The sequence below is a fragment of the Salinimicrobium profundisediminis genome (assembly GCF_026241755.1).
Taxonomy (GTDB): domain Bacteria; phylum Bacteroidota; class Bacteroidia; order Flavobacteriales; family Flavobacteriaceae; genus Salinimicrobium; species Salinimicrobium profundisediminis.
Window position 1 is genome coordinate 53,727 of sequence record NZ_JAPJDA010000021.1, and the last position, 18,472, is coordinate 72,198.

Sequence of the window (18,472 nt, forward strand, 5' to 3'; positions counted from 1 at the left end):
ACTTTTGTTTTCTGCCTATGTGTTACCGAACTAAACTAAATTCAAAACTTCAGGAGATTGAAAGCAGCTTTGAAGCAGTGTTTATCGATCCCGATTCTTATATTCCAAAGGAAGAAATAAACGGATTTGCGCATCATGAAACTCCTGTAATTACAGATGAGAACCCACAGGAAATTACTCTTTCGAAGTGGGGATTAATCCCTTTTTGGGCTAAAAGCACAGAAATACAGAAGAGTACTTTAAATGCAAAGATAGAAACTGCCCAAGAAAAGCCATCCTTCCAAAAAGCAGTGAACAACCGCTGCCTGGTAATTGCTGACGGCTATTACGAGTGGCAATGGCTGGACGCTAAAGGGGGTATAAAACAGAAATATCTTATAAGAACAAAAGATCAGTCAGTTTTTGCCTTTGCTGGTATTTATTCGTATTGGAAAGAGCCAGCAACAAATTATCTTCACCATACCTATTCGATTTTGACTACAGAAGCCAATGAGCTTATGAGCAGAATTCATAATAACAAGAGGAGGATGCCTGTTGTGCTCGAAAAACGGGATCAAAGGAAGTGGCTAGATGGCACTGACCTTTCAAAATTTGCCTTCCCTTATGAAGTAGCTCTGACAGCTACTCCTGTAGATGAGCCCGGAAAACAACAGGCTTTAAATTTCTAAATATCCAGATCCACCCAGAGTGCAGGATGTTCACTTGCCGCGTCTTTTAAACGTTTAATCTGAGGATAAATCGGCCATTGAGACTTACGTTGTGGCCAAACTCCATTTCGGTTCATTCCTGCAGATATGATTCTATTGAACAGGACCGGTGACAGCAAAAGGTAGTCCCTTTGTTTTAAGTTAATTCCTTTTCCGTATGCACCCAAACTGTGATAACCTGAATCTCTGCCCTGGTCAGCGACCACTGTAAATTTTTGGTGCCTGCTTATTTCTTTTAGACTGGTATCCCGCAACAGAGAAGAGAGGGAATAACAATAGGATGGTGCATTAAGCGTCCCACAAACCACAATGTTTTGTTGTCCCTCTGTCAGCAGCCGCTCATATTGTGATGCAATATAAAGAGCCTGCTCAGCTCTTTTTCTATCACTTTCTTCCTTTTTAAGGTTGTCTTCAGTGAGATGTGCAGAAATAATAGTTATCCTTTCTCCAGCCGGAGAGAAAACTTCATATTCCAGCAGGTTCCTTTCAAAGAGCGGTTCATTATTTTCTCCTGGTACGGAATGATGACTTCTGGAGCTGCCCATGGTATATCCAGTTCTTGTCAGCAAAGCCATATCCTGCCCAATATTTGTATTACCGGAAATAAACAAGTAATTGTAAAAAGGAAAACATTGAAACTGTGGAAGAAGGGTTTTATTAAACAATCTTAGTGCTTCGCAACTTTCCACCTCTTGCAGGATGAGTAGATCGGGATTTATGGCAGAAACAACCCGTGCCTTATTTTCAATCTGGACAGAGGACAATGGGTGATTTTCAACTTCTATCCAACCATTCCAGTTATTATAAGGTGCGGCATGCATCTCTTTTGAAAAATGGATTCCTTTGACAAAAAAATTCCCTCCTTTTCTACGCATCACTACATACCCGGACTGGTCGATATGTTCAAAACCTATCAGAAAGGAAAGTTCCCGCAATCTTTCCAAATCACATCCAGTCTTTCTGAATTTCACCATTAACTCGTCCATCTCCTTTAGCCAATTTGCGAAGTTTTTGGTCTTACTGCTGTTCAAAAGTCTTTTATGTCGAAAAAATAAATTCTGGACATTGTAGGTTGCTATCTTCATCACACAATAATTAGTTTCGTTTATCTTTTGCATTTTTTGGAAAGGCGATCAGGTTATATGCCTGTCGCATTCTGCTTCTCACCCTGCTCCCATACCTCTCTTCTAATTCATTAGCATTTAAGTTGGTAGTCAGGTGAGTTTTGAGGTTATGGTTCAGAAATAAATCGTGACGACTCAGAAGTAGTTCTCCCATAACGTTACAATCGTTTCCGAAAAATTTTCCTTCCGGTTCAATTCCCAGGTCATCAAAACAGAAAAGACCACTTTTACCATAATCCTCAATTATTTTATAGCCTATGAGGTTGAAACCGAAAACAATATTTCGGGCCGGAATCACCTCATACGGCCGTTGGTGTGGCACAAGATGCTTCAATAAGCGCATCATACTGGTTTTGCCACAACCCACCGGACCTGAGAGAAGTATTCCTTTGTCAGTATCAATGTTGTACTTATGACATTTCTCCTGATCCTTTATGAAGTAGTTAGCCAGTTTATACCAGGTTAGGTGGTCCTCATCAATGATCCTGAATTTTTTTCCAAATAGTAATTTCCCTTTAGCTTCCAGATAAGTCAGGATCTTTGAGAAATCATAAATTAATTCCGTTCCGGTAAAGGTGCCAAGGCTATATTCCACGCCACCTTCAACAATTTTAGAGGGGTTGATCATAATCCTTAGCATTAGATGTTTGGAGACTGTCTTTTTTAGAAAATTTCTTACCAGAAAACCTGAAGGTATTTTTAATCCAGCTGTGAGCCAGAGCCTCCCAGTCCCGTACCTGCTCTCCATCACCCGTTCTCCATTCGTTTTTCTGGTAATAATCGAAAAACCTTTTCCCTTCCTCAGGTGAAAGACCCTTAGCATTGAAAAACAATAAAACATCCATCCTGTCTTTAGGTTGTTTAGATATTTTTTCAAGTTTAGTACTGTTTATATTTGATCCCACCAGAGGTTTATGGTTGGGACTGGATGGTTTCGACAGATGTCCACTTTCAGGACTGTACTGGGATTGTACGGGAACATTTTTGGAACTGTACTGCCCCGCAATTCCGTCAAGAAAGGAGTCAAAATCTTCTTCTGCTTTTGTTTCCTGTTTTTCCAGTACGCACATCCTAATTCTACTACCTTTAAATGCACTCTTAGATGGAAAATAATCAAGATAACCCCAGTCATTAAGGTTTACGATACAGCGGTGATAAGTAGATTTAGAGCCTATTTTTGCAGCACGCATGAGGTCTCTGCGATTCACAGAAATTTCTCCGACAAACCTACTACAGTTCCATTCCTGGAATAGAGCCAGGTATAGGGTAACATGAGCCGGGTTGAGACGATCATCGAAGTAGAATTTTTCAAAGGCGGCATTAAGGAGCTTAATGTAATTCATAGCACTTCCTATTAGTTAATGAAGGACCTTTTTCTCTACCATTAGTTTTTGTATTTCATCAGAATCGAAATAAATGATGCCCCCCAGTTTGGTATAGGGTAGCGTTCCATTGAATTTCAGGTTTTGAAGAGTTCCGGGACTAATCTTTAATAGTTTTAAAACTTCGTTGGATTTTAGCCACTTCTTTGAACTCTGACCCTTGTGTTCAGTAAGCATTGACTGGATTTCTTGCAGAAGCTCCTTTTTGAACTCCTGAAGATCTTCTGTGGTAATAATAGATGTTGGCATAATGATTCTTTTTTTAGCATTTAAAATGCTGGTTACAATTTCATTATGCTAAATTGATATGCCCTGCTGGCTTTTTTTCACAAGAGGTTTCGTACTACGAAAAAGTTTAACATTCCTTTTCTTTGCGGAATTTTGGGCAGTTTTGAAAGAATATAATCCCTAGGATTCTCTCAAGAATTGCCATTTTTCCATCTTCCAAAGGTTTTTCCCAGCAATTCGTAGTACGAAAAAAGGGCATCATTTTATCCTTGCAGTGCTAATGATAAACGGGGTAATATGAATAGAGAGGTAGTGCTTTGTTTATTCAGGCACCCTTATCCTGAGAAAAGCGAATTTGCAGGTGAAAATAAAAAAAGTAATATGGGAAGAAGTCCTTAAAGAAGATAAAGGAACAGCTCTGCGTTTACAAAATCTACTACTTCAATACCCGGCTTCTTTCTGTTCTTCTTGGATCTCCAGCAGTTTCCTGTCTGGAGATCCATTTTAGGTTAACGGCGATATATCCAAACTCCTCCACTACTTTTCCGTAACATAAAAAGATCCCTTTGCTGCGCAGTGGGTATTTCTCGGCTACTCCTGGAAAAGAAACTGTGTCAAAAATGTCATTATGTTGATCAAAGAAAGTCCCGAAATACATGTACTTATTATTTACTGTGGGAGTTCTTTTTGCTGTTATTAAATTTCCATATATAGAGATTTCCTTACCAATATAATTTTTAAGATCTTTTGCTTTTACTGTGGGTTGCAGGTTATTTTTTAGAAGATCAAAATGGCTGCAAAGGGGAAAACCCAGTAACTCCATTTGATCATATGCCTCCACCAAAAAATCAAAACTAAATTCGGGCAGGTCAAAATCTTTATGTGGTGTTCGGAAAAGCAACGCCTGAGTGGAGTTTGTTTTGTTATGATTCAGTTTGAAATGCGCTTTCCACAGCAGGTGGTGCTTGTCCAATCCTGTAAACCTGAACGCATTAATTTTAAGTAGTAAACTCAATTGATCTATGGAAATCTCTACCCGATCAATAAAATCATCCAAAGATCTAAAGCTGCCAAAAAACTGGCGATTCTCAAGGATGCGCTGTATTACCTTTAGCTCCAGCTCTTTTATGTAAGCAAACCCAAGGAAAATATCACGGCCACGTATTACGTTAGGGTGATCACTGTTATTGATACAGGGTGCATGAACAATTCCTCCACATTTTCTGATTTCCTGAATATAGGTTTCCACATCATAAAATCCACCTCCGTTGTTGAGTGCTGCCACCATAAATTCCAACGGGAAATATCGCTTTAGATATAAACTCTGGTAACTCTCCACAGCATAGGACGCAGAATGACCTTTGGGAAAAGCATAACCCGCAAAAGAAGCAATTTGATCCCATACCTCATTTATAAGAGTAACATCGTATCCCCGTTCCCTACAATTGTCCCGGAATTTCCGTTCAATTTTATCAATTTGGCCTTTAGAAGTTTTTTTTCCACTCATTCCCCGCCTCAGCACATCTGCTTCTTCAAAAGAAAGGCCTGCAAAATAGTGGGCAACTTTTAGAACATCTTCCTGGTATACCATGACTCCATAGGTCTCAGCCAGAATTTCGTATAATACAGGATGTGCCTGCCGCCTTCTTTGCGGGTTCCTGTGCCTTTGTATATATTCCTCTTTCATCCCGCCGTTGGAAACACCAGGTCTAATAATGGAACTTGCTGCAACAAGTTCAAGATAGCTCTGTGTTTGCAGCTTTTGGAATAAACCACGCATGGCGGGAGACTCAATGTAAAAAACGCCCATACAGTCCCCTGCCCTGAGTAAGTTATTTATTTCTGGATCATTTTTAAAAACTGCTACATTATCAATATCTTCAATATGAGCTTCAGGTTGGTTTTGCTTAATAATTTCGATGGCATCTGTAATTTTTGAAAGTCCACGTTGTGCCAGAATATCAAATTTATGAATACCAACTTCTTCACTGATATTCATATCAACCTGAACTGTGGCAAAACCCTTTGGCGGCATAAAAGTACCGCTGTAATTATAAACAGAATCATTCAGGATAAGGATACCCCCGGAATGTACACTTAGATAATTAGGAAAACCAGTAATCAATCCACTATATCTAATTACCAGCTGTTCCAGGTGATCTAATTGCTCAAAATCAAAAAAACCAGCAGATAATTTATCGATGTTCTCTTTTGGGAGCCCAAATACCTTTCCTATTTCCCTTACTACCGCACGCCTTTTAAAGGTTACATAGGTTCCCATTAAAGCCGTATTCTTATGACGCCTAAAAATATAATCAGTTACATCCTGGCGATCTTTCCAGGAAAAATCAATGTCAAAATCGGGGGGAGATTTTCTGCTTTCGTTTAGGAAACGTTCAAAATATAAATCCAGTTCTATTGGGTCGACATTGGTAATACCAATTATATAGGCTACAATGGAATTTGCCCCGCTACCCCGCCCTATGTAAGGGTAATTTTTGGATCTGGCGTATTGAATAATATCATAATTGATCAGGAAATAAGAAACAAATCCAAGATTAAAAATCGCTTTTAACTCTTTTTCTATCCTATCACGTACTACTTGAGAGGCTTCGGGATATCGTTTTGGAAGATTTTCTTTGCATAATTTTTTAAGGAGATTTTCATCTTCCTGCTTGCTTTTACCATAAATCTGTAAATTTCGGTTGAGCCGGTCTTTCCCAAAACCAAACTTAATTTCACAGCTTTCGATTAGGTTTTGAGTGTTATTTAAAATAAATGGATAATCTTCAAATGCCTTGTGAATTTCCTGTAAAGAGATCATTTGCTGATTGATTGAACCTTCCTCATCCCTGGGAAGTTTGCTCAAAAGAGTATTTTTATCAATGGCACGCAGAAGACGGTGAGCATTAAAATCTTTTTTATTTCGGAAGCTTACCGTTTGCAAAAGGATCAGTTTGTGTGAAAACCGGAGGTACGTTGAGAATTTTAGTTGTCGTAAAGTTTCTACGGAAACGCCGATGAACTCATTTTTCCGGAAATGCTTTTTTTTAGTCTTAACCACTTTTTCAAACGGATAAATGATATAGCAGTCAGATAAATCAGGTGCATTGTCTTCAAATGCTGAATGCTGATGCAAATGAGCCGAAAGATGTTCATTGAGCTGTCGGAATCCGATATTGTTTCTGGCAATACCCACATATTGTTGGGATACACCATTCCTGAAATCAATGCCTATCAGTGGTTTTATTCCAAAGGCAGAGGCCTCCTTGACAAAATTCATACAGGCAGAAGTATTGTTGATGTCGGTTACAGCAATGGCTTCCATACCATTCTTTTTTGCCAGAACACAAAGATCTTCTACAGAAAATGTTCCGTAGCGCAAAGAAAACCAGGTATGGCAGTTTAGAAACATCTATAAAATTCTTTGTTGTTATTGTTGCCGATGCGCATGTAATATTGGAGGTTCCCCGTTGAAAGGATTATTCATTCTTCCCACACTGGTACCACCTATGGTGGCTGCACGGATGACACTGTGGTCTCCAAAACGCTCGCGGATTCTGTCCATCGAATTGTACAGGCTCAACATTTCCTCCGAATCGTCAAACAGGTTGATCTGGTAGTGTCCCCCCACAAGACCAGTAAATTTAACCCCCACCAGTCTTATCAGTAGCCTGCGGTTATAGAGCTGGTTGAAAAGTTCCAGCACCTTAGGGATGATTAGATGATCGGCACTGGTATAAGATATTTTTGCCTGTTTGGTATAGGTGTGAAAATCCGAGTACCTGATTTTCACACTCAGGTTCGACGTCAGTTTATTGCCACGCCGGAGTTGAAAGGCAAGATTCTCTGCCATTGCTACCAGAGTTGCCCGGAGTTGTACCATGTTGATGGTATCTTTATGGAAAGTGCGCTCTGCAGATATGGATTTCCTTTCATGAAAAGGAATAATGGGGGAATCATCTATGCCATTGGCCCTCTTCCATATAGATCGCCCGTTCTTGCCTAATACACCTTCCAACATCTCCACCGGCATCTCCTGGATCATTTGTATATCCCGAACCCCCAGATTTAAAAGCTTCTGAAATGTCTTCTCACCTATCATAGGAATCTTTCTTACTGACAAAGGAGCAAGGAAAGATTTTTCATTCCCTTGCAGAATGATCATCTGATTATTGGGTTTGGCCTCACCAGTTGCTACTTTGGATACCACCTTATTCTGGGATAATCCGAAAGAAATAGGTAATCCACTTTCTCTTATGATGGTTTGCCGAAGCTCTCCTGCAAATTTATAGGTGCCGAAGAATTTTTCCATCCCGCTGAGATCTGCATAAAATTCATCGATACTTGCTTTCTCAAATGAGGGCACTTTGCTTTTGATAATATCCGTGACTATATGGGAATGTTTGGTGTAAACACTGGAATCCCCTTTTATAACAGTAGCCTGTGGACATAGCTGCCGTGCAACTTTCATGGCCATGCCTGAGTGTACACCGAACTTTCGGGTTTCATAGCTACATGCTGCCACTACCCCCCTGTCACCCAATCCCCCTACTAAAAGAGGTTTATCCTGTAACTCAGAATTGAGCAAACGTTCAACAGACACAAAGAAAGTATCCAAGTCCAGGTGTAAAATTGATCTCTTCAGCATTTTATGGAATAATTCCTTATTATAGGATTTTTTCCAAATTTATAAAATTACAGATTACTATAATAAAGTATAACGTTAAAACATAAATGAATTTCAAATCCTTATTTAAAACCCTGATTATCAGACCAAAAACAAGATTTTCTTCCTAATAACCTGTATTACAATTTATCATCCCGCGACATTTTTTGTTCCAGCTGAAGCACGAGGTTCTGCAGGTATTTTGTTCTTGTTCCTTTTCTTGCTTTAATTTCAGAGTAGGTTTTATAGGTGTTATCCAGCCGGATATTGAAGAAATCTTCAAAGGAGGAAATGATAGTAGCAAGGTCAGCAGTACCATGATTCAGGTCACCGGTAGCGTATAGGGCATAAATCAATTCTACTAATGCAGTTTTAGATCCGGACCACAATACAATTTTATGTTTCTTCTCTACTGTAAAATCTCTACCGCCGGGCTTCAATTCCTGAATCGACTCCCTAACGTAATGGATAAACCGGTACATCGCCTGGACCTTAGACCATAACATATCATGAGAGGTAGAAAATTCCGGGTACTGGTAATAATTAATCATAGGGGTGAATGGGAAGTTCTTCCGGTGATTCCGTGTAAACAACTGATGATCCATATAGGAATGCCCCTGCTCCATATAATGCACAAAGTCATTGTTCTTATGAAAAAACTTATTAATTTTCCTCAATTCTTTTTCATAGAACCTTATTTGGAAGTTATCACCGGCTTTAGGCTTTCTCAATTCACAGGACCTCATTTCCGTAAAGTAAATAAGGTAACTCATTGGGCAGGGTTTGATACTCTTAAAAAACTCTATTTCATCAGGAACATTTTCAAAATCCTCTTTTTCAATAAGATCTTTTAAAACTGACAAAGTGGTGTTACACAAATCAATACCTGCATCAGCCTTTTTCAAAGGCTGGGGAATTTCCATGACCTGCGTACTTAGTTGGTTGTGAAAGGTATGTATAATCTCATCAAACATTTTATTATTGCCTTGAACCATTAAATAATAGTAGGGTAAGTTGATTTTCAAATTCCTAATTTTAATGGATACACAGTGGGTTCCTTGAGAGTGAATTTACAGGTGATCCCTTAGGATTCATTTCTCATCATACCTATACTTTCCATTTTATAGTTGTCTTCCGTTTGCACATAAGATAATCTTCTCTTTACCGTGGCTCCGAATTTTCGTTTTTCAAAAGAAGCGCTTAACCCGAAGTCTATTCTTTTAAACCCAAGATCTTTGGCCCTTTTAATAGTTTGATATAATAACTGCCGATACACCTGAAATTCCGTTGCGTATTTATAATCCATTCCCACAAGGGAGGGAACATAAGTAATACCGAGGTTTTTATAGCAGAACATCACACCTACTATTGAAGGCTCAGTACCTTCAAATAGTGAGGAGTGGAGTTTTAAAACAATAAATTCCCAGTTGGGGCTTTCTGCCATGCTAAAGAATAATTTTTGCGGATAGGTGAAAGTGTTGATGCCGTAGTTATTCTGCTTTACATTTTTATACAATTGATAAAATTTTTCAATTTCACCGGGATGAGGATTTTGAACAATCCTGATATCAAATTTATCTTCATACGGCTGAACTTCCTTTCTAAAATGTCTCCTGGACCTGGAGCTTAAGCGTTCCATGTAATCCTGCTCATCTTTCCAGTCCAAGTCTTCCAGAACACAGGATTCAGGCATTTCCGCTGGAATATATCCTTCATCATTGAAAATCTTTGCCAGCGTATCATCCTTCTCAAAATCCCGCAGGACCACCATTTCTGCCCTGACCTTCTCCGACAGCTTTTCAATCTCCTGTAAAAGAAGCTTTAATGCTTCTTCCCACCGGGGATGTTTTCGGTTAATAAACAGATGTTCCCCCTCTGTAAAGGTTGAACCAAGGGAAAGAACCGGTGAAGTCATAAAATAGGGATCTCTTTCCCGGGTTTCCTCGAGCTTTTTGGATACAGAAGCGGGAGCAGTCATATCATCCTTCCACAGCGAATTGCTTAAAAAGGTGCTAAGCACAGAATTTTTGTATTCATCCCGGATAATAAAATAATGGAATGACCACTGATGTTCCCGCTTTTCATTTCCATTAAAAACTTTCTCGAGGAAAAGCTGACCATCCCAATCAAATGTGCCCTTGCCTCCCATACATTTATTCCATTCCTCCTCAGGAATTCTGGAAATGGTATTTTCGTACTGCACTTCCAGGGATCCAGATCCCTTGGCAGTCGTTTTGGGAGAGCTAATTTCTAGTCGAAATGCTTTCCCCACCCGTTCGAAATTATTCCCTGTTTCTTCAAGAGCCAAGGGATAATGGTATTCCATAGCTTCTGAGAGGGCCTTAATATCTGCCAGTTGATTGTGTCGTGAAATGGTGATTCTTACCCCCGTATTTTTTACAGGTACTGCAGGATATAACCCAAGATTAACAAAGAAGCCTTCGTTCATCAACCGGTTAACGAAATTATATCCCGTTGCCGGTAAACCGGTTCCGATATAAAACACCGGCGATTCATTGACAGAAATAAGTGGCAGCACGGTTTGGGAAAGAAGCTGGTTGAAGTACCAGATCTTTTCCTGAAGATCTGACTGCAAATCATAAATTTCATCTGAAAGGTGGATCTCAGCCGAGGCAATGGCAGCTGCCACAGAGGCCGGTTCCAGCTGTGCCGAGAATGTTAAGGGACCACCAAAATTCTTTATTTTCCTGAACAACGAGCTATTTGTACAGGCCACCACTGCCCCACTCGCTCCAAAAGTCTTGCTTAAGGTTCCTATCAGTAGTACATTTTCCGGAAGCTCATTGAGTACACTCATGACATAACCTGCACCATTACGTCCTTTCCAGCTCATCCCATGCACGTCATCAAAGTAGAGGTGTAACTGGGGATATTTCTTACATAATGCCATAAGCTCCTCAATGGGTGCAAAGTCACCATACATCGAATACACCCCATCGGCCATATACCATATTTTTTCAGCCTTATCAGAAAATTCCCTGATCCTGGTCTCCAGCATTTCGAGGCTATTATGCCTGATGAGGCTAACGGGAATGCCTCTGGTTTTTAAAATTTGTGCGGCGTTTTGAACACTCCAGTGTACCTGGTGATCCAGTATCACAGCGTCTTCATCCCTTACAGCAGTAGGTATTACGGCCATATGGCCAAGCGTGCTGTTCTTGGTGATAATTACAGGATGATTATAAACAGCCGTCATTTTCTCCTCCAGGAGTGAATACAACGGATGCGAAATGTAAGTTTTGGAAAGAGGGAATTGGGTGCCGTACTTCAGAATTGCATCCACGGCTGCCTTTTTGAGCCGCATATCCTGCTCCAGACCGAGATACCCGGTGGTACCAAAATGATAGGATTCCTTTCCCCTAATTTTAATTTTTCTTCCGTTAAGATGATCTCCTTCTGCATTTAAATGAATAACACCTGCCTCAGTTGCATTGGAGATAACCTCATCAACAGTATCCAAAAAATTGTTGTGTTTGATCTTTGCCATAACTCAAGTTTTTTATTACAGTTCAGTTTTCGTAATTTCATTCCAAACTATAAAATGTTTATTTAAGCTATACAACATCAGTATTTTACAACTTAAATTAAATCGATTTTAATAAGTGTTTTTCATTTTTCGTAAATCGCATATCCAAATTACTTTTTAATTTAATAGTTGTTAATTGACACATATTGAATTGTTCTTCTACTGTACTAAATATCCGGCTAATGATAGTGCACAAAGAATATATGGAAAACGCCTTTGCAGAATTCTGGATTGAAAACAGGATTCTGTATATCAGATATAAGCCCGATATCTTCATGGATATAGAGGCTGCCCGACTTATCGTGGCAGACAGAGTAACATTTCAGAAAGGAAAACTTTACCCCATTCTGTGTTATGCAGAGGGAATAGCGAGTTCTACAAAGCCTGCCCGGGATTACCTGGCCATTAAGGGTTCGGTTCTCACCCTTGCAATAGCTTATATAGCCTCTCCTAAGGTGTCACTGGCGATGCTACATTTCTTTAAGGAAATAAATAAACCCGTTGTGCCTTCAGAAATCTTCACCAGTGAAATGGCTGCACGTAAATTCCTCCATACCTACCTGAGTTAAAAAAGCCCCTCATATGATAAAATCCCATGCGTATGAAAACCAACAAGGATTCCAACAGGTGGCAAAAACTCTTCTATATGCTTATTGCCCTGGCCAAGGGAAATTTCTCCTACAGAATTAAAAGAAGCAGGTATGATGACGAAATTGAAGCCATGTCAGAACTGGGAAACATGCTCTCCCAGGATTTACAGGAAATCTTCAGCTATCACGGTTTTGTTAATCCCAGAAGGACTTATATCTACCTCACTAAAATGGATTTCTATCTTGATAAAGAGCTCAGGATTGTAAATTTCTCCAAAGAAGTACCCGAACTCCTACAGCTGGCACCAGAAAAACTTGAGTATACACATTTCCGTGAGATTCTGGATTCCCAATCCCTCCAGATCTGGGAGGAAATAACCCCACAGTTTCAAGAGAAACTATTTAAAAGGTTCAGTCTCAGCCTTAATTTCAAAACCGGCAAAGGTTTATCAATTCACAGTAACTGTTTTGTTGCTGCGCTATATCCTGAAAATGTAGATTTACGATTTTCAGTTTCTACCTTTGTCCCCGTATTGCTAGATGAGGCGTCAACAAAACTTGATCCTGCCCTGTCCTTTATCTTAGAAAAAGAAGAATACCGTTCTCCCAAAATATTTCATCAGAATTCAGACCTGAGGCAAACTCATGAAGTGAGAGATTACATTCTCCAAAACCTGGGTAATGACACAATGAACATGGAGCACCTCACTAAAAAATATTTTGTCACCGCCTCAAAGCTTAAAAATGATTTTAAAGCAGTTTTTGGAACCACCCCCGCCCAATTCCTAAGGGAAGAAAGACTTAAATTAGCTAAAGAGCTGGTACAAAACACCTCTCTTCCATTAAAGAATATCGCCTATACCTGTGGTTTTAGCAGCTATCCTCACTTCTCTTACGCTTTTAAGCATGTATATAAGATTTCCCCTCAACAGTTACGAAATTCTGATTTTTAAATAGTTGCCTTATCCAAAGCATTCAGTGGTTATTGGTAAAAATAGCTTCCGAACTTTACAGTACCATAATCAAAGAAGCTGAAGAATGCTGTTAAGGAAAGACATTAAAAAAGTAATTGTTGAGGGACTAAGCCTCTTCTTTATTCTGCTGTTTACCTATGCAGCTGTGAATAAGCTGCAGCAACTGAATGTTTTTGAAAACCAGCTCGAACAATTTCCGTTTATAGGGGGGTTAGCACAATATATTGCCTGGGCAGTACCTGCCACTCTAATAACGGTTTCTGTTCTTTTCTTTTTTAATAAGGTTAAGGTATTAGCTTTTATAGGGTCATTTACAATCATATTACTTTTTACCCTATACATCCTGGCTGTTTTAAATTTTGCAGCATCCATCCCCTGTTCCTGTGCGGGAATCTTCAGCTCCTGGTCCTGGCATGAACAGCTTTATTTTAATACTGGAGTGTTACTAATGGCCGCTGTTGGAATTGCCTTCTCTCACAGACGGCGAAGATCGAAACTGGAATCTACAACAATCCAATCTTATATAAAATCCTGAAATATTTTGTTGCAACAAAAGCAGGGGAAGCCAAAAACCTGTAAATAGAGTAGGCATCATTTTTAAATTTTAATGTTATGAAAACTAATTTTTTATTACCAATGATCGCAATGATTTTTGCCATTGGAATGTCCTTTGCGACTGATAGTGTACTAATCGATCCTAACCAGGATTATGTACGGCTAGACGACGGAAGTTTTATGCCGCTTGGAAAAGAAATTGACTGTGGTATAGGTGACAGTACCTGTGAGGTAGAATTGCCCAACGGTGAAATTCGCCCGGTTTATGATGCCAGCGATCCTAATACTCCGAAAGTAGGTGACGGAGAAGTTAACCAGCTTTAATTAGGAGAGAGAAGCACACCGGATAAATACCGGTGTGCTTTTTTATACATATTTTGTTCTACCTCTCGTCCCTTATTACGAATTCATGGAAATTCTCACTCTTTAAAAATTTCCGTGCCACCTCCATAATATCAGTTGAAGTGAGGCTTTTCAGAAACCTTTGTTTCGTTTGAGATGCTACCCATGGCTGTTCATACCTATAGTGTTTATATAATTCATTTATAAGAGATCCCGTTCGTTTAGCCCTCTCGGAAAAGTTAAAGTAATACACCATTTCCAGCGCCGGGTCTAATTCTTTGGATGAAATTGAACCTGATTTCATTTCAGAGTAAATCTGTTTTATTTCCTTTTGGATTTCGGTGAAATCCTTTGGCTGACAATAAAGGTATGTACCTATTTCATAGCGCTTCAACTCCTCATTGTACCGTCCTCTAGCACTCACATTATATAAACCGTAACCCTTTTTATACCGTAAATGCCACAGCTTCTGCTCTACAACTTCACCTAATACTGCCACTTTAATTTGCTCTTGCCAGTCACCTAATTTGAGAGCTGGTTGTATAAATCTTGTACCATAACTAATGTTTTCCATCTTGTAATTCCCCTCATTTAGAAACATTTGAAATGATGGTCCTTTAGGCAGCTCTACCAGTTCAGAAGATTTTAAGGGTATTTTTTTTCTTTTGAAACTGGGGAGATTACCTAAATATTTTTGAGCCAAAGGTAAAATTTGTCCTATCTCAAAATCACCGGTAATTAGAAAAACCATACCAGATGCATTTCCGAAAAAATTTCTGTAGATAGAATAGGCGCGATCGAAATCTGTTTCGGCAACACTTTTATATCCTCTTGTGCCTCCAGGTGCTGCTTTTCTTCCTAACATACTTACAAGAGATTTATCTCCGGTAAGGGATCTAACTGCCTCATCAAAATCTGTAACCATTAAATTGGTGTTGGGATTTATGTATGTTTTAAACTTTCGATTTTTCCAATCCTCATAAGCCATTTCATTTCTATTGGGTGAAGTACAATACAAATAGACCATTTGCATCATGGTCTCCAAATCATCTAAATCCGACCTTCCATATATCCCATGTTCAGCGTAATCAATATAAGGAGAAACTGCCCCGCGCATTAAGCCGGCACTGGCAAGAAAACGATCCAATTCGAACCTGTTTAAATTATTCACTCCGGCATTCTGAATTATTGCAGAAGCGTTTACAGCCGAATAATAATCCTTTTCGGGTAGGTCTTTTGCCCCACCCAGTGAAAATCCATGAAGATGTATGGGATACCCATTTTCAGGTTCCGAGGAGTATTCAGATTTGAAGATCAGCTTAACACCATTTTTCAAAACTATTTCTCTGGAACCCGATTTCCCTTTTCCATGATCAACATAACTGATCTCCTCTAATCTGCTAATTTCATCTCGCCCCATAAGGACGGGGATTTCTGGAAGCTCAAAAGGTTCTATTTTTTCCTGATAAGCTTTTGAGATCCACGCCCTGACTTCCTCTTCTTCAAAAGACAAAGCATTATGACCTCCGGGAGCCACTATTCCAATATCCTTAGGGCCATTTTCCAAATAAGAACTCACAAATTCATTTAAAACGGTGAGGTTTAAATTTTCCAAATAGCTCGTAAGATAAACAAGCTTGTCTGTAGGGAGTGCCTCTCCCTGAACATAGAATTTTGAAATTTGTTTAAACCAGAACCTATCTTCATCCAGATTTGTTCCCTTCAAATTTTTAAGATGCCGCTCTTTCGCTTTTTGAAACTCTTCCTTAGAAATTCCATGAATTCTAAGTTGATTTAATACCCGGCTTAATTCTTTAAAAGAATTTTCTCCTGTGCCATCATCAAAGGAATGGACGATTTCCATTCCAGGAGGCATATCTCTATCGTATAAATTATTTAGGTAGGTAGGTTCACTGCCATATCGATTATTAGTTTGCTCAAATCTTTGACCCAGTATTTCCAAAAATATTTGGAATTGAAGTAACCGCTCCATTCCTTCTCTCTTATGTAGCGTTCCTCCTATAATGGAATCCGGAAAAAACAGATGCATTCTTGCAGCTTTTTCCTCAATAAATTTTGCGGAATCTTTTTTTCGTTTAACAATAATAAATCGAGGTTGCCGGTTGTAATACAAAGAATCACAATTAGAGGGCTTTTTCTGCAATTCTTTAGGTTTAAGATGAGATAAACTGGATTTTATACGCTTCTCCAGAGCATCAAAATCCTGAATATCTCCAACTACGCTTACGGCAAAAAAACCGGGATTATTCCAGTCTGTATAAAAGCGTTTAAGATCATCTGAAGCGAAGTTGTTGTAATGAGCAACAAAGTCGGCCTCCTTATCTTCGCAAGGAAAGAAGGAGCGGTACATTTTTGTGGTAGCGAAAACTTCTTGTAAATTATCACCTAACTTTCCTAAGAATTCCTCCTTTACCTCTCCCCGTACACTATTAATATCCTTTTCACTTAGATTCAGGCCATTGATAATATCCTTAAACCAAAGCAATCCTACTTCTACTCCTTCAAAATTCCCATGGGGAACATTAAAAATATATTCCGTCTGTCTCCGGCCGCTACTAGCTGTAATGTCAGCATTGTCCATACCCAATTGATGTACCAAATTGCTATTGTCTACACCTATCGGAAAGTTTTTGGTTCCTTTGAAGGCCAAATGCTCTATGGCATGAGCTATGTCAAATTGGCTACTATCCTCCTGATAACTCCCTATTTTATGAATCAGCCGCATTTTAAGTTCTGATGTTGGCCCAGGTACAGATTTTAGAAAATAAGTCAATCCGTTCGGTAACCGGCCATTTTTTATGCTACTGTCCAACACGAAGATATCTTCATTACCATGTAAGTTCTGAGCACCTAATAAATTCAGGTTCATTAAGCAACCTAAAAGGAGGATCATACCTATCTTAGAGTGATTCGCGAAAATTCTAATATCCATCGTTCTGGGTGAGATTAGGATTAGTTAATAGTTCCGGTTCTGGTATGGGAAAGTAAACATCCGTTTCCTGCCATTGTGGATGAGCTTCCCCTAACACTTCTCCAGTATTTCCGATGCGCTTTAGGTCTAACCATCTATGCCCCCATTCAGTAAACAGCTCCTTTTTTCGTTCCTGAAAGATTAATTCCAGTAGTTGCTCCCTTCCTATACCGGGGTCTACATTGGCAATTAAATCCAAGCCTGCTCTTTCTCTTATCTTATCCAGATCTGACACAGCTCCGGAAATGTTGTCTTGCATTGCCCTGGCCTCGGCTCGTATGAGATATTGTTCTGCCAGACGCAACACCATAGAATATTCCGTTACCTCTTCAGTATCATTTCGGATTTTGTACTTGTACGGGTAGTAGTAGGTCGTAGCCGGATGAAATCCAACCCAGTTGGTTAGCCTTTTATCTTCAGTTGCAAAAGAGTCGACAAAGATTGGGTTCAATTTAAATTGTGCAAAAAAGGAATATATAGGATCAATAATAAAATTGGCACCCTCGTGTGTATTGGTCATATTATCACCTCTTCCTATGGGGGAAAGTTGCCAAATAGCCTCTTTACTGTTCGCCAGAAACACTTCATTTAAATTCTCAAGAATTTCGTAGGTCCCAGTCTGCGAAATTACTTCACTGCTCAGGATTTCCGCCTTCTCCCAATTCTCCTTGTAAAGCTCTATTCTAGCCATGAATGCAACTGCACCATAATAGTTCACCCTGGTACGTTCTCCATTTAAGTAATTGACGCCTAATAGATCAATTGCAGTCTGAAGGTCCGATTTGATTTGCATATAAATTTCCTCCTCAGGATTACGGGTTGCCAATGCATTCGTCCGGTAATCTGTGGTGAGAATTAATGGCACCTCCCCATAAAGGTTAACGAGATAGAAATATATAAAGGCCCTAACGAATTTTGCCTCTCCTTCTAAACGCGTGCGTACATCTTGAGAAATACTTTTTGAATCGGCCACTCCTTCCAGCAGTGCATTACTCATGTATATGATGTTGTATGCACTGGTCCAGAGGTTTGTATTCCTGAAATTATCCGGCAAAAGTTCATGTTGGTCAAATTCCATATAAGGAAGGTTCGTCGTGTAAAATGGATTGAGTATATCCGAAGAAAGTGCTGCTAAAACTGTGACACTGGATGCACCGCCACCGGTAAAATGAGCGGCAGCTATTTGGTTGTATAGTCCGTCCAGAGCACTTAAAGCAATTTCATCATTTTCGAAGACGGTTGCACTAACGATTTTATGATCAGGGACATCAATTTCTAAATAGTCCTCACAGGATATGAAAAACCCGCAAAGCACCAGTATCATTACTTTATAAATAATAGCTGTTGTTTTCATGTTTTTTA

The 18,472-nt window shown here is 39.4% G+C and carries 15 protein-coding genes; 5 read left to right on the plus strand and 10 right to left on the minus strand.

Features of this window, described 5'->3' with window-relative positions; genetic code table 11:
* The first annotated feature begins 17 nt into the window (after positions 1 to 17).
* A complete protein-coding gene (locus OQ279_RS13125; protein WP_266070407.1) occupies positions 18 to 668 on the plus strand; it encodes an SOS response-associated peptidase in 651 nt (216 codons plus the stop codon).
* Here the strand turns inward: OQ279_RS13125 and OQ279_RS13130 are convergent.
* The 8 genes from OQ279_RS13130 to OQ279_RS13165 all read right to left on the minus strand — a co-directional run bounded on the left by OQ279_RS13130 (position 665) and on the right by OQ279_RS13165 (position 11,618).
* The gene (locus OQ279_RS13130) at positions 665 to 1,825 is read right to left on the minus strand and encodes an exonuclease/endonuclease/phosphatase family protein (protein WP_266070409.1); all 1,161 of its coding nucleotides are present in this window, start codon (positions 1,823 to 1,825) and stop codon (positions 665 to 667) included. The genes OQ279_RS13125 and OQ279_RS13130 overlap by 4 nt on opposite strands.
* The gene (locus tag OQ279_RS13135) at positions 1,803 to 2,459 is read right to left on the minus strand and encodes a P-loop NTPase family protein (RefSeq protein ID WP_266070410.1); all 657 of its coding nucleotides are present in this window, start codon (positions 2,457 to 2,459) and stop codon (positions 1,803 to 1,805) included. Before OQ279_RS13135 ends, OQ279_RS13130 begins: the two co-directional genes overlap by 23 nt.
* On the minus strand, positions 2,443 to 3,174 hold the full coding sequence (locus OQ279_RS13140; RefSeq protein ID WP_266070412.1) for a hypothetical protein: 732 nt from the start codon (positions 3,172 to 3,174) through the stop codon (positions 2,443 to 2,445). The genes OQ279_RS13135 and OQ279_RS13140 overlap by 17 nt, the downstream gene beginning before the upstream one ends.
* A 15-nt stretch (positions 3,175 to 3,189) precedes the next feature.
* The gene (locus tag OQ279_RS13145) at positions 3,190 to 3,462 is read right to left on the minus strand and encodes a helix-turn-helix domain-containing protein (protein ID WP_266070413.1); all 273 of its coding nucleotides are present in this window, start codon (positions 3,460 to 3,462) and stop codon (positions 3,190 to 3,192) included.
* Between the two features lie 415 nt (positions 3,463 to 3,877).
* Positions 3,878 to 6,856: a DNA polymerase III subunit alpha gene (locus OQ279_RS13150; RefSeq protein ID WP_266070414.1), complete on the minus strand. Its 2,979-nt coding sequence runs from the start codon at positions 6,854 to 6,856 to the stop codon at positions 3,878 to 3,880.
* A gap of 18 nt (positions 6,857 to 6,874) precedes the next feature.
* A complete protein-coding gene (gene dinB / locus OQ279_RS13155; protein ID WP_266070415.1) occupies positions 6,875 to 8,092 on the minus strand; it encodes a DNA polymerase IV in 1,218 nt (405 codons plus the stop codon).
* Positions 8,093 to 8,250: 158 nt separating this feature from the next.
* Positions 8,251 to 9,135 (minus strand): RteC domain-containing protein, encoded by an 885-nt coding sequence (locus OQ279_RS13160; protein WP_266070417.1) that lies wholly within the window; start codon positions 9,133 to 9,135, stop codon positions 8,251 to 8,253.
* 59 nt (positions 9,136 to 9,194) lie between these two features.
* The gene (locus tag OQ279_RS13165) at positions 9,195 to 11,618 is read right to left on the minus strand and encodes a bifunctional aminotransferase class I/II-fold pyridoxal phosphate-dependent enzyme/GNAT family N-acetyltransferase (protein WP_266070418.1); all 2,424 of its coding nucleotides are present in this window, start codon (positions 11,616 to 11,618) and stop codon (positions 9,195 to 9,197) included.
* A gap of 221 nt (positions 11,619 to 11,839) precedes the next feature.
* On the opposite strand from OQ279_RS13165, the gene OQ279_RS13170 reads away from it, so the two are divergent.
* The 4 genes from OQ279_RS13170 (at position 11,840) to OQ279_RS13185 (ending at position 14,100) form a co-directional block, all read left to right on the plus strand.
* Positions 11,840 to 12,226: a DUF7793 family protein gene (locus OQ279_RS13170; RefSeq protein ID WP_266070419.1), complete on the plus strand. Its 387-nt coding sequence runs from the start codon at positions 11,840 to 11,842 to the stop codon at positions 12,224 to 12,226.
* A 32-nt stretch (positions 12,227 to 12,258) separates the two neighbouring features.
* The gene (locus OQ279_RS13175; RefSeq protein ID WP_266070421.1) at positions 12,259 to 13,200 is read left to right on the plus strand and encodes a helix-turn-helix domain-containing protein; all 942 of its coding nucleotides are present in this window, start codon (positions 12,259 to 12,261) and stop codon (positions 13,198 to 13,200) included.
* Positions 13,201 to 13,285: 85 nt separating this feature from the next.
* On the plus strand, positions 13,286 to 13,756 hold the full coding sequence (locus OQ279_RS13180) for a MauE/DoxX family redox-associated membrane protein (RefSeq protein ID WP_266070423.1): 471 nt from the start codon (positions 13,286 to 13,288) through the stop codon (positions 13,754 to 13,756).
* A 77-nt stretch (positions 13,757 to 13,833) separates the two neighbouring features.
* Positions 13,834 to 14,100, plus strand: coding sequence for a DUF6520 family protein (locus OQ279_RS13185; protein ID WP_266070424.1), 267 nt, complete (start codon positions 13,834 to 13,836; stop codon positions 14,098 to 14,100).
* 58 nt (positions 14,101 to 14,158) lie between these two features.
* On the opposite strand, the gene OQ279_RS13190 is transcribed toward OQ279_RS13185, so the two are convergent.
* Together OQ279_RS13190 and OQ279_RS13195 are read right to left on the minus strand one after the other, a co-directional pair.
* Positions 14,159 to 16,864, minus strand: coding sequence for a M16 family metallopeptidase (locus OQ279_RS13190; protein ID WP_266070426.1), 2,706 nt, complete (start codon positions 16,862 to 16,864; stop codon positions 14,159 to 14,161).
* Positions 16,865 to 17,060: 196 nt separating this feature from the next.
* Positions 17,061 to 18,464, minus strand: coding sequence for a RagB/SusD family nutrient uptake outer membrane protein (locus OQ279_RS13195; RefSeq protein ID WP_266070428.1), 1,404 nt, complete (start codon positions 18,462 to 18,464; stop codon positions 17,061 to 17,063).
* Between the last annotated feature and the right edge of the window lie 8 nt (positions 18,465 to 18,472).